Origin of the sequence: Acidovorax sp. 22279 (assembly GCF_052045435.1) — a bacterium.
Lineage (GTDB): Bacteria > Pseudomonadota > Gammaproteobacteria > Burkholderiales > Burkholderiaceae_C > Acidovorax > Acidovorax delafieldii.
In genome coordinates this window covers 55458-67858 of record NZ_JBQEOV010000014.1, presented here as the reverse complement: position 1 = coordinate 67858, position 12401 = coordinate 55458, and the positions used below count along the sequence as shown (strand labels likewise).

At 66.1% G+C, this 12401-nt stretch carries 9 protein-coding genes; 4 read left to right on the top strand and 5 right to left on the bottom strand.

What is annotated here, in order from left to right:
* Positions 1 to 23: 23 nt before the first annotated feature.
* A complete protein-coding gene (gene ylqF, locus ACTJKQ_RS18225; RefSeq protein ID WP_099730760.1) occupies positions 24 to 995 on the top strand; it encodes a ribosome biogenesis GTPase YlqF in 972 nt (323 codons plus the stop codon).
* Positions 996 to 1185: 190 nt separating this feature from the next.
* The gene (locus ACTJKQ_RS18220; protein ID WP_436074788.1) at positions 1186 to 3462 is read left to right on the top strand and encodes a putative bifunctional diguanylate cyclase/phosphodiesterase; all 2277 of its coding nucleotides are present in this window, start codon (positions 1186 to 1188) and stop codon (positions 3460 to 3462) included.
* Positions 3463 to 3604: 142 nt separating this feature from the next.
* Here ACTJKQ_RS18220 and ACTJKQ_RS18215 read toward each other — a convergent pair whose 3' ends face one another.
* Both ACTJKQ_RS18215 and ACTJKQ_RS18210 read right to left on the bottom strand, forming a co-directional pair.
* Positions 3605 to 3748 carry a hypothetical protein gene (locus tag ACTJKQ_RS18215; protein WP_167514358.1) on the bottom strand — a complete coding sequence of 48 codons (144 nt, stop codon included), beginning with the start codon at positions 3746 to 3748 and terminating at the stop codon, positions 3605 to 3607.
* A gap of 80 nt (positions 3749 to 3828) precedes the next feature.
* The gene (locus tag ACTJKQ_RS18210; RefSeq protein WP_440597657.1) at positions 3829 to 5115 is read right to left on the bottom strand and encodes an MFS transporter; all 1287 of its coding nucleotides are present in this window, start codon (positions 5113 to 5115) and stop codon (positions 3829 to 3831) included.
* Between the two features lie 308 nt (positions 5116 to 5423).
* Here ACTJKQ_RS18210 and ACTJKQ_RS18205 point away from each other — a divergent pair, with 308 nt between their 5' ends.
* Complete coding sequence (locus ACTJKQ_RS18205) at positions 5424 to 6446, top strand: OmpA family protein (protein WP_099730758.1); 1023 nt, start codon at positions 5424 to 5426, stop codon at positions 6444 to 6446.
* Between the two features lie 384 nt (positions 6447 to 6830).
* On the opposite strand, the gene ACTJKQ_RS18200 is transcribed toward ACTJKQ_RS18205, so the two are convergent.
* Positions 6831 to 9959, bottom strand: coding sequence for a WD40 repeat domain-containing protein (locus ACTJKQ_RS18200; RefSeq protein WP_440597656.1), 3129 nt, complete (start codon positions 9957 to 9959; stop codon positions 6831 to 6833).
* A 105-nt stretch (positions 9960 to 10064) separates the two neighbouring features.
* Between ACTJKQ_RS18200 and ACTJKQ_RS18195 the strand changes: the two genes are divergently transcribed.
* Entirely contained in the window at positions 10065 to 11000 is a 936-nt protein-coding gene (locus ACTJKQ_RS18195; RefSeq protein WP_056064804.1) for a succinylglutamate desuccinylase/aspartoacylase domain-containing protein, read from the top strand.
* Positions 11001 to 11043: 43 nt separating this feature from the next.
* On the opposite strand, the gene ACTJKQ_RS18190 is transcribed toward ACTJKQ_RS18195, so the two are convergent.
* Positions 11044 to 11259: a hypothetical protein gene (locus ACTJKQ_RS18190; RefSeq protein WP_440597655.1), complete on the bottom strand. Its 216-nt coding sequence runs from the start codon at positions 11257 to 11259 to the stop codon at positions 11044 to 11046.
* A 128-nt stretch (positions 11260 to 11387) separates the two neighbouring features.
* Positions 11388 to 12317 (bottom strand): DMT family transporter, encoded by a 930-nt coding sequence (locus ACTJKQ_RS18185; protein WP_440597654.1) that lies wholly within the window; start codon positions 12315 to 12317, stop codon positions 11388 to 11390.
* Between the last annotated feature and the right edge of the window lie 84 nt (positions 12318 to 12401).

Sequence of the window (12401 nt, the reverse complement as noted above, 5' to 3'; positions counted from 1 at the left end):
AATCAAGAAGAAAGTACCCCCGCATGGCCATCCAGTGGTTCCCCGGTCACATGCACCTGACCCGCAAAGCCATCACCGAACGCATCAAGGACATTGACGTGGTGATCGAGGTGCTGGACGCGCGCCTGCCCGGCTCCAGCGCCAACCCGCTGCTGGCCGAGATCACGGGCCACAAGCCCACGCTCAAGGTGCTCAACAAGCAGGACGTGGCCGACCCCGAGCGCACTGCGCTGTGGGTGGACTGGTACAACGCCCAGAGCGACACGCGCGCCGTGCCGCTGGATGCGTCCGACCCCGCCCCTGCGCGCAAGCTCATCGACGCCTGCCATCTGCTGTCGCCCAACCGGGGAGGCATGGCCAAGCCCATGCGCGTGCTCATCTGCGGCGTGCCCAACGTGGGCAAGTCCACGCTGATCAACACCTTGACCAACAAGCGTCATGCCAAGACGGGCGACGAGGCGGGCATCACCAAGCTGGAGCAGCGCATCACCCTGGCCGACGACTTCTACCTGTGGGACACGCCGGGCATGCTGTGGCCGCGCATTGTGGTGCCCGAAAGTGGCTACAACCTGGCCGCCAGCGGCGCCGTGGGCCGCAATGCCTACGACGAGGAACTGGTGGCGCTGGAGCTGCTGCGCCGCCTGCAAAAACACTACGCCCCCTTGCTGGAGTCCCGCTACAAGCTGGGCCTGCCTGCGGGGGCCGTGGCCACGATGCACGACGAGGAACTGCTCGCAGCCATCGGCAAGAAGCGCGGCGCCATGCTGGGTGGCGGCAAGGTCAACCTGCAAAAGACGGCCGAGATTGTGATGACGGACTTTCGCACCGCCATCCTGGGCCGCATCACTCTGGAAACGCCCGCCGAGTTTGAAGCCTGGCGTGCTGCAGGCCTGGCCGAAGACGCCAAGCGCCAAGCCAAGAAAGACGCGCGTGCCAAGGCCAAGGGCAAGGGCTCTGGCGTGCGCGAGCCTGCGCCGGACAGCGACGCGGACTGATTGATCAGGCCTGCGCCTGCGGGCCTGTAGGCTGCGGCGGCCATTTTGGGCCGAAGCTGGCGACGGTTCTTGGTGACACCGATGCAGATGCCGATGGATGGGCGCCGCAGCCACTCCGGCGGCGTTTTGTTCATAGGCGTTTTCTATGCCTGCGGTTACGATGGTTTCCTCCCCCGTAATTCCCGTCGCCATGGCCGAAGCCCCCGTTGTTCCGCTGCCAGACCACGAAGACGCTACAACGCGCCACCTGGTGCGCGTAGCGGGTTGGTCCGTGATGCTGCTGGGTTTTGTCATCGGCTTGCTGCTGCTGTGGGACCAGCCCGTGCAGCCGGTGCGCGTGGCGCTCAACTTTGTCGCTGGCTGCATTGGCGGCACGGCGCTTCTGCTGGCCCGCTGGCGGCGGTGGACGCTGGCCACCTATCTGCTGGTGTGGGGCGTGTGGGTATCGGTGTCGCTGGTGGCGGCTCGCAATGGCGGCGTGAACGGCCCCAACCTGCTGAACTATCCCGTGATCATTGTGCTGGCCGGATGGCTGCTGGGAGCGCGTGCCACGCTAACGCTTGTGGGGCTCACGGCCCTGCTGTTCCTGGGTTTCATCTGGGCGGACGTTCAGGGGTTGCTCAAGCCCGTTCAGGTGGCCAACCGCGTGGCGGGTGCTGTGTACCTTGCAGGCATTCTGGTGCTGACCGCTGCAGCCACGCTGCTGTCGCGCCGCAACTACATGAGCCGGGTGCGTGAGGCCCAGCAGACTGCGGCCAACCTGGCAGCCAGCGAGGCGTCGCTGCGCAAGCTGTTGCGGGCAGTGGAGCAAAGTCCAGAGGCCATCGTCATCACCGATCTGCGCGAGGACATCGAGTACGTCAACGAGGCCTTTGTGCGCCGCACGGGCTACGCGCGCGACGAGGTGGTGGGCCGCGCCTCGGCAGACTATTCCAGCAACGGCCTGGCGCCCGCGCAGCGCGAGGGCCTGCGCACCACACTGGCGCGCGGTGACAGCTGGGCAGGCGAGCAGGTGAACTACCGCAAGGACGGGCAGGAATTGATCGAATCTGTGGTGGTGGCCCCCATCCGCCAGACCGACGGCCGCGTGAGCCACTATGTGGAGCTCAAGCAGGACATCACCGAACGCAAGCGCGCTGCCGATGAAATTCACCGCCTCGCGCATTTCGACGGCCTCACCAGCCTTCCCAACCGGTCCACCCTGATGGAGCGGCTGCACGTGTTGCGCGGGCGTGCAGGTCGCCCGCCTTCCACCCAGCATGCCTTGCTGCTGCTGGACCTGGACCGGTTCACCACTTTCAACGATGCGCGCGGCAGCGAGATGGGGGACCGACTGCTCTGTGCCGTGGCGCTGCGGCTGTCCGAGATCCTGCCGCCCCAAGACCTGCTGGTGCGCGTGGCGGGCGATGAGTTTGCCGTGGTGCTGCATGGCCTGGGGGTGGATGCCTCGCTGGCGGGCCGGCATGCGCTGGCCTTTGCCGAAAAACTGCAGGCCGCCTTGCTGCGCCCCTTGCGTCTGGAGGGCGATGCGCAGGACGCCCAACTGGGCGCCAGCGTGGGTATCACCCTGTACCCCCAAACGTCGGACGACGGTGCACACGATGCGCTGCGGCGCGCGGGCACCGCCCTGCACCGCGCCAAGCAGGCCGGGGGCGGACGGGCTGCGTTTTTTGAGCAGGGCATGGGCGAGGCCGCCGAGCAGCGCTTTCGGGTGGAGCGCGAACTGCGCCATGCCATTGGCGCAGGCGAGCTGCGGCTGCACCTGCAGTCGCAGGTGGATGTGTCGGGCCAGGTCACGGGTGCCGAGGTGCTGGTGCGCTGGCAGCATCCGCGTGACGGCCTGGTGGCGCCGGGCGTGTTCATTCCGGTGGCCGAGGAGTCCGACCTCATCGTCAGCCTGGGCGAGTGGGTGCTGGCCCATGCCTGTGCGCTGCTGGCGCAGCCGGTGTTCCGCGAGCGGCGGTTGCGGCTCTCGGTCAACCTCAGCGCGCGGCAGTTCCGGCAGGCGGGTTTTGTGGGGCAACTGCGGGCAGTGCTGGCTGCCACGGGGGCCGACCCCCGGCTGCTGACGCTGGAGGTGACCGAAGGCCTGGTGATCGACGACTTTGATGATGCGGTGGCCAAGATGCGCGCCCTGGCCGCGCTGGGCGTGGACATGTCGCTGGACGACTTTGGCACCGGCTACTCATCGCTGGCCTACCTCAAGCGCCTGCCCATCCAGGAGATCAAGATCGACCGGTCGTTCGTGCACGAGGCCCCCACCAATGCCGACGATGGCGTGCTGGTCGAAGGCATCTTGTCGGTGGCACGGCACTTCGGCCTGCGTGTGGTGGCCGAGGGGGTGGAGACCCAGGCCCAGGCCGACTTCCTGCGCCAGCGCGCCCCGGACATCGTGTACCAGGGCTACCTGTTTGGCCGGCCAGAGCCCGATGCACAGTGGCTGGCGCAGTGGGCCCAGCCTGCCTGAGCCCGGCGGCGGCGAGCGCCGAATGAAGGGCTGCCTGATGCGGAATTTCAAACAAAAATAGCTGCAGGCGCTTATGCAATATGCGCCTGAAGCTATTGTTTTGGTAGCGTATTCGCCGGGACAGGCGGAGTGCTGGTGTGACCTATTTGTTTTTGTCTTTGCCCTTGGGCATGACGGTGGTCATCGGCGGCATGGGCCGGTCCGATGCGCTGTGTTCCTTGGGCGGCGAGGTGTCCTTTTTGGGTTTCTTCGCCATCTTGTTGCTGCGCTGTTCGCCTTTGGCCATGGGGCCTCCTTGAAAGGTCTCGGGATGGGACCGTGCGAGGATGGTACGTCACAAATTACGCCGCTGGCAGCTGCCGGGGGCTACGCACCTGCGCCTTCTGTAGCCTGCCGCACACCATCACCCAGCGCCCGCACAGCCAGCCGCTGGTCGTAAGCCAGTGCCAGCGCGTTCAGCACGGCAATGCCCATGCCCAGCGCGCAGGTGGCGCCCCATCCGCCCCACAGCCAGGCCACCGACCCCATCGCCGAGCCCATGGCCGCACCCACAAAGTAGCTGGTCATGTACACCGCGTTCAGCCGCGCGCGGGCGGTGGGGTCCAGCCGGTAGATCACGTTCTGGTTGCTGATGTGCACGCCCTGCAGCGCCAGGTCGGCCACCAGCATGCCCACCACAAACCACACCAGGCTGCTGGCGCCCAGCCACAGCGCGCCCCAGCCCAGCAGCAGCAAACCTACCGATGCGGCGGTGGCCACCTGCGCCTGCCCACGGTCAGCCATGCGGCCTGCCACATTGGCCATGAGTGCACCGGCCACGCCCGCCAGCCCCACCAGCCCAATGCCGGCGTCGCCCAGTCGGTGTGCAGGTCCCGCCAGCAGCAGCGCCATGGTGGAGAACAACACACTGACGGAGGCAAACGACAACCCTCCCAGCAAGGCCCGGCTGCGCAACCGGGGGTGGTGCAAGGTCAGCGTGCCCAGCGACCGCAAGACCTGTCCATACCCCTGTGTCGGTGCTGAGGTCGTATTGCGTGACATCGGCATCACCCACCACAGCGCCAACGCCACGGCCACCATGGCGACGCCCGCCACCCGGTACACCAGCGTCCAGCCGCCCACCTCCGACAGCAGCCCTGCCACACTGCGCGCCGCCAGAATCCCGGTCAGCAGCCCGCTCATCACCAGCCCCACGGCCCGGCCGCTGCGGCCCGGCGCAGCCAGGGTGGCTGCCAGCGGCACCAGCACCTGCGCCGCCACCGAAAACAGGCCGGTGAGCAGCGTGCCCAGCGCCAGCATGGCGTAGTTGTGCGCAAACCCGCTGGTAAACAGTCCCAGAGCGGCCAGCAGCATCAGTGTGGTGATAAGCCGCCGCCGCTCCAGCAGATCGCCCAGCGGCACCAACAGCAGCAGCCCTGCCGCGTACGCCACCTGCGCCAGCGTCACGATGAGCGCCGCCGACGCGTCCCGCACTTGCAGCTGCGTGGCAATGGAGTGCAGCAGCGGCTGGTTGAAGTAGTTGCTGCCCGCACACAGGCCGCAGGCCACGGCCATGAGCAAGAGCACCGGCGTGCTGAGGTCAGGGGCGCTGGGTGGTGGCGCATCTGAAGGAGCGGGTGCACGGGAGCGGGCTGGGCGGTGGGATGAAGTCATGGAGGGTGCAGGTGCGTGCAGGGGGCGCATGCAACGCTCATGCCATGAGCCAGTGCATGGGTCTCAATTTCCTGTGGGATCCGGTTCGGCGTTTGGCAAGTGACATGAAGCTTGCGGGAGGTCTCCAACACAAAGCCGGTGTGAAACCGTGATGCATTTCGCGAAAGCGGCGCGCTGCGCCATGGCGTCGCATGAAGGCTGGGTGGCCTGCAGCCAGGTGCTCGCCTATGATGGATGCGAGCCCGCCGCCTGTCGCAACGCCGGGTGCAGCTCAGTCAGCGATGCGTGTATTCAACCGGAGATTGCCCATGAGCATGAAGCTGTTTCGTCAGTGGGGCGCATCGCTGTGCCTCGGGTTCCTGGCCTCGGTCAGCGTGTGGCCAACGTTTGCACAGGACCTTGCCGGCGCCAAGGATCACCCCGCCGTGAAGCGTTTTGGTGGTAGCACCATCGTGGGCTACGAGGTGCGCAACTTCGACGCCGTGGAGTTCCAGACTTCCACGTTCAAGGAGTTCGACCTGCAGACCTACAAGCGGCGCTACGTGCAGCCGCCACTTGCTCTGGAAGGCAAGCTCACCCGCCTGTGGTACGAGGCCCCCGGTGCCACGCGGTCACTGGAGCTGTTTCGCAACTATGCCAACGACCTTACGGCCAGCGGTTTCACGGCGCTGTATGACTCCACCCGTGACAGTGCTGCGGGCAGTTACACCAACTTTTTGGCCAACTTCAGCAGTGGCCAGCGCGACTTCATCAAGAACAACCGCAGCGAATACGTGATGTATGGCGCCGATGCGAGCACCGTGCGCACGGGTACCTTCCAGAAGGGCAATACTACCGTGCGCCTGATCTCCATCGACTGGCCTAAGGAAGACGCTACGTACAAATCCAGGCAGGGCGCCTACATCGCAGTGGACATCCTGGAAACCAAAGCCATGGAGCAGAACATGGTGGTGGTCAGCGCATCGGACATCAGCAAGTCCATCACGGCCAATGGCAAGGTCGCCATCTACGGCATCCTGTTCGACACTGGCAAGGCCGACGTGAAGCCCGAGTCCAAACCCTCGCTGGAGCAGATCGCGGCCTTCCTGAAGGCCGAGCCCACTGTCAAGCTGCATGTAGTGGGCCATACCGATAGCGTGGGCAGTTTCGATAGCAACCTGGCGCTGTCCAAGCGCCGCGCCGACGCAGTGGCCGCCGTGCTGGCCAAGGACTACGGCATTGCGGCCAATCGCCTGGTGGGCAATGGCGTCGCGTCGCTCGCACCTGTAGCCAGCAACAACAGCGATGAGGGCAAGGCCAAGAACCGGCGCGTGGAGCTGGTGCCGCAGTGAGATTTTGTCGCTGATGCATGCAGCTGGGTTGGGCTCCTTCAACCTAATCTGGGCACTGCACTTGTCGGTGCCCACTCATCCAACGTCACGCCTTCGCCGCGTGGGCAGAACATCTGCATGAGACTTCTTGGGGCCGTATGGGGCTTGGGCATTTTGGCAGCATTGACAGGTTGCCAACCGCGAGTTGTGGAGTCTTATGACTTCGGCGTTCAGATCGCCAGGCCCGCTTTTGCGACAGAAGAGGACGTCAAGAATCTGGCCGACGCAGAATGTGGACGCGGGCGGGAAGCCGTGTTCCAGCGCTTTCACGGACCTGGTCGGTATGTGTTTTCCTGCAGATCAAAATGAGAGTCTGGTGTTGCTACCGTGGGCAGAATTGCTCTGCTACCACCGCACCAGCCCCACCTCATCCCGCCAAAATATCCACCGCCGCGTCTCCATATACAGTGACGTGCTGATGGAGTAAGGGTCCATGCCCGCCTCGCTGCGCTGCAGCCGCACCAGGTAGCCGCCATAGCTGGCTGCCCACAGGGTTTCTCCATCGGGGGATGCATCGACAGCGCTGATCGTGCTGCCGATGTGGTGGTGCCACAGGGCTTGTCCCTCGTCGCTGATGGCATGCAGGTAGCCGTCCGCATCGCCCAGGATCACCAGGCCCGGCAAGGTGACAGATGCGTACACGCGGCAGCGTTCGTCCAGTGGTAGGGTGTCCTCATCGGTCGCTTTTTGCGGTGCCGCACCGATGGGGATCGAGCAGGTACTGCCCCAATACAGATGGCGTGAGTTGGCAAACAGGCGTGTGCCGTCGTGCGAGAACGCCGCGTGGTGGGGGTAAGACGATAGGGGCTCGTATTCGGCCACCAAAGCGCCGTGCGCGTCCAGCAGGATGTGGCAGCTGTCCTGGTCACCCACGGCGATGTGACGCTCATCAGGCGACAGGGCCATGTGCAGCATGTCCAGCGCCAGCACGGTGACGGTCTCACCATCGACCTTTTCATCCATCTGGTTCTTGGGCCAGGTGTAGGGGCCATTTTCTTCAAACGTCTGCGGGTGCAGGCGTTGCACTGGGCTGTCGGCACCTTGGGCTGCGGGGTGCAGAAGATACACCCCTGTGGGGTTGCGCAGCAGCACGCGCAGGCCATCGTTGAAGGGAATGATTTCATCGCAGCGCTGCCCCAGCGGGCCTGCCGACACCAGCACCTGCGGGGGCAGGCCTTCGTTGCCGCGCGGCAGGGCAAATTGCGCAATCACGGGGCCATTCCATCCGTGGTGGGTGGTGATGTGCAGGCCGTCGCATTGGGCAAAGCACCGGCGATCGGGCGAGCGGCCCAGGCCCTGGATGGCGGGCAGGGGCGTGTGCTCTGTGCCATGCAGCAACACCCAGCGGGCGTCGCCGTCATGGGCCGCGCCGATGCGGGCGACCACACGGTCATCGTCCACCACAAACACGGGGCCGATGAATTGGCCGGCCTGGGCGGCACGCGCCACATAGGCATCCGGAGCAAAGGCAAAGCGCTGGCGAAACCGCGTGGCAAGCTCTTCGTCGGCCCAGTGGCTCACCACCCGCGCCAGTTGCAGCACGGTGGGCGCATCGGCCTTGCGCGGGTCTTCGGGCAGGGCGTTGTCGTGTTCTTCGGCTCCGTTGTCCTCATCGCCGCCGCCGGCTGTTGCCGAGGTCTCGGCGCGGTTGGCATCGTTGGCCAGCTGGTGCGCGCGGATGGCCGCCACGTAGGCTTGCCCATCGGCCTGCCACTGCTCCGACAGCGTCATGAGTTCGACAGGAAACACGGCGGCATCGGGCAGGTCGGGGGGCAATGGGGGGGGAGTCAGCAGTTGCACGGCGGCTTCGATGCGGCGGGCCTCGGCCTGCTGGGCCTGCGCCTCTTCGTGCCGCGCGCGGATGCGGGCCTGCACCAGACCGTGAAAGCGCAGCAGGCGGGCAATGTGGTCGGCGGCGCAGCGGGGCAGGGGGGCGCGGCTGTCGCTCTGGCGCTGGGCGTAGCTGAACTCGACAGCGGCCGGCCCCTCGCGCGCCTCGTCCACCTGGATCTGGTAGGCGCTGTGGGCGTTGTCTTCGTCGTCGCCCGGCGCGTCATCACCGTTGCGCCAGCTGTACTTGAGCGCGCGGCCCCAGGGTTCGCCGTCGTGCATGCAGGGCTGGCGCGCCCCCACCCAGACCTCGCCCTCCCAGTAGCCGTTGCGGTCGCTGTCCCACCAGTCGTTGTACTGCTCGGTGAACACGGGCAGGCTGGTGAAGGCCTCGATGTGCTCTGCCGTCAACGTGGCCTGCAGGCGCTGGTAGAGCGGGTAGCGTGCGCGGTGCTGGCCCACGGCTTTGCGCACGTAGTTCAGCACACCGCGCCAGGCGTGTTCGCAGGCCTTCCAGGCGTCGGGGTCGTGACCGGGTTCCGTGGGGGGGGCCAGCACCTGCCAGTCCCCAGGCTCGCCCTGTGCGTAGCGGCGGTACAGCAGCGTGCGCTGCGCTACCGTGGGGGCAGCATGGCGCCACAGCTTGGTGGCTACACGCTCCATCCAATTGCGGGGCGCGGGCACCTGCTCCACCGACAGGTAGAAGTCCCAGGTTTTCCACACCGTGATGAAAACGTTGTCGTCGCGCGCGTCGCCTTCTTCGTCCACATGCCGTTGGCACAGCGAAAAATCAGTCTGCTGGAACCAGCCGTAGGCTTTGTGTTCCTTGTGCGCGATCACTGGCGTGTGTACCACGGCCAGGATGTTGTCGATGCTGATGGTGTTGTCGGCGCACAGGTCGTCGGCCACAGGCTGGTCGGCGTGGATGTCTGCGCTGCTGCGCACCGCGCTCTGGCCTGCCCGCACGGCGGCCAGCACCTGGCGGCGGCTGATCATGGCGGCCAGGCCGTCTTCGCCGGCGTCCACGCCCTCATGGAATTCGGGGGCGAACACGGCACCCACGATCTCGGCCGAGAACTCCGCACGGTGCGTCACACCGCGCACCTCGTCCAGCAAAAACTCCACCTGCTCGGGGCCTTCGATGTGCAGGTGGTATTCGTCGGTGAACAGCGCGACCCGGGTCTGCAGCCCACCACGCACGCGCAGCTCGCCATGGTTGTAGTGGCCCCAAAGCAGGTCATGCACCTGCAGCGCACCTTGCAAACACACCAGCTGTCCGCCGATCACGGCGTTCTGCACATGCAGGTTGCCGTTGACGACCAGGTGCGTCGTGCCATCGGTGTCGGCGCTGGTCAAGGCGCCGTCGATGCGCAGGTCTCCATCCACCACGATCACAAAGGGCGCACGGGGTACGGAGGCCTCATTGGGGCCGTCGGGTTGCTCTTGCAGCCATTGGCGCAGCGGGCTGCCCTGGGCCAGGGGGGCGTCGAGGTGCAGCGCAGGCCAGTGCGCGTCGCCTGTGATCCATAGCGCGGTTTCATCGGCCAGGGCCTCAGGGTCCTGCGCCAGACGCTCTGCCATCCAGCAGTCGGGGGGAATGCGGTGGGCCAGATCGGCCAGTGGGCAAAGTCGGGCAGTGGGCATGGGCAGGGACACAGGAGGGACTCAACCGGCGGGCATCGTACACCGCGCCCAGCAATGATCCGGCTTTGCGCAGACAATGATGTGTCATCTTATTAATTCATTGCCATGACGCAGAACCCCCCCGTTTTTGAAGTCCTCCCCCGCGACCTCTCTGCCTACCGCCAAGGCAATGTCGGCATCGACTATGTGCACCGCTTTGAGTCGGGCAAGCCTGGCCCCCACGTGCTCATCAACGCCCTCACGCATGGCAACGAGATCTGCGGCATGGTGGCGGCCACCCACCTGCTGGACACGGGTGTGCGACCCCTCATCGGCACGCTGACCGTCAGCTTTGCGAATGTGGCCGCCTACGAATCGTTTGACCAGAGCCGCCCGTTCGAGAGCCGCCAGCTGGTGCACAACCTCAACCGCATCTGGTCGGCGGCCGAGTTGGACGGCACGGCCGACAGCCCCGAGCTGCAGCGTGCCCGCATCCTGCGCCCCGTGGTGGCTGCGGCTGATCACATCCTCGACATCCACTCCACCAGCCAAGACGTGCAGCCGTTCTGGGTGTACCCAGCCTACCCGCGCAATGCGGAGGTGGCGCTGGCCATCGGCCGCCCGCCGGTGCACCTGGTGATGCCCAGCGGCCTGGGTTCGGGCACGCCGCTCATCCAGCACGGTCGCCACGGGCAGGCCGAGGGAGATGGGGTGGCGCTGGTGGTGGAATGTGGCCAGCACTTCCGCCAATCGGCGGCCGACATGGCCACGGCGGTGGCGCTGGACTTTCTGGCGCACTTTGGCCTCATCGCACCGGTGGCCGACCGGCCCACGCCAGCCGAGCAGCGCCGCTACGAGCTGCTGGAGACCTGCATGGTGCGCACGTCGGACTTCCGCTTCACAAAGCCCGTGCAAGGGTTTGAGGTGTTTGCCAAGGGTGACCTCATCGCCACCGATGGGCCGCACGAGATCCGCGCGCTGTGCGACGACTGCACCATCCTCATGCCCACCCGCGAGCCCATCGTGGGCCGCGAGGCGGTGTACCTCACACGGCCGATCTGATACGGATCGGGCGGCAGGGAGGTCCGGGGTATGGGCGCCCGGGCTATTTCTTCAAACGGATCTTGCCGTCCTTGACGTACTGGTTGAACTGGTCGGGTGGCAGCGCCGCAGACCCGGCGATGTCTTCTTCGACCGACCAGCTCAGCGTGGTGCTGTCCGCGCTGGTGGTCACCTCGATCGGGCCCTCTGGGATGGCGATCGGGGCGCCGTCGCCCGGGGTGTAGGTCACGTGGCCGTGGACGGTGGCGTGTTGTGTCATGGCGATTTCCTTGCGGCAGTGCCGCTGTGTTCATCGCTTCATTACAGGGTGAACTGCCTGACTGCCGTGTCAGCGCATGCCGCGCCGGAGCGACGGCAAGTGGCCGGTCTCGCACCGGTTCGCGCCGGTCAGGGTGGCACCACTGCCTGCGTGCGCTCCTGGCGCACCAGGTACAGGCCGCTGCCAATGATGATGGCGCCGCCCAGCAGCGTGCTGTAGCCTGGGACCGTCTGCCACAGCGCCCAATCCAGCCCCATGCCCCAGGCCAGCGCGGTGTATTCAAATGGCGCCACCACGGACGCCTGCCCGTGGCGAAAGGCTTCGGTGATCGCCAACTGGCCTGCAAACCCTGTGATGGCGAGCCCTGCCACCAGTGGCCAATGCACCTGCGCCACGCTCACCCAGTGCGGCCAGGCCAGCGCGCCGGCACCCAGTGCCAGCAGCGTGGTGGTCCAGAACACCAGGCTGGCACTGGAGTCGGTGCGGGTGAGCATGCGCCCCGTGATGGCCGACACCGCATAGCAGGTGGCTGCCGCCAGCACGGCCAGTGCGCCCAGGGTAAAGAACGCCTCCTGATTGGGTCGCAGAGCCACCAGCACGCCCACCATGCCCAGCGCAATGGCGACCCAGTGGGCAGCGCGCACCTTCTCGCGCAGCACCACGGTGGACAGCGCAGTGATGAGCAGCGGCGCAATGAAGAACAGTGTGTAGGCCTCGGCCAGTGCCAGTTCACGGATGGCAAATGCAAACAGTGCCAGCATGGCCACATTGAGTCCGCCACGCAGCAAGTGCAGGGGCCAGCGCACCTTCAGCAACCGTGGCACCTCGCCACGCCACAGCGCATAGAGCGCCACCAACGGCAACGCAGCCCAGCCCCGCAACGCCGCGACCTGCATGGCGGGGTAGTGGGCGCTCAGCGTCTTGAGCAGCGCATCCATCAGCGAAAAGAAACCCACCGCAGCCACCATGGCGATGATGCCCCGCAGGTTGCTGGACGGTGCAGCCTGTATGGGCGGGACGGGCGATGCGGAGGACTGGGAGGGGGCGTTTTCAGCCATGGGGATGCTTTAGAGGTTGCAGAGCGTGCGCCACGGCCGACACGGCGTTGGGTGCGGAAGGGGGCTCACAGCTGCCGAATAGGG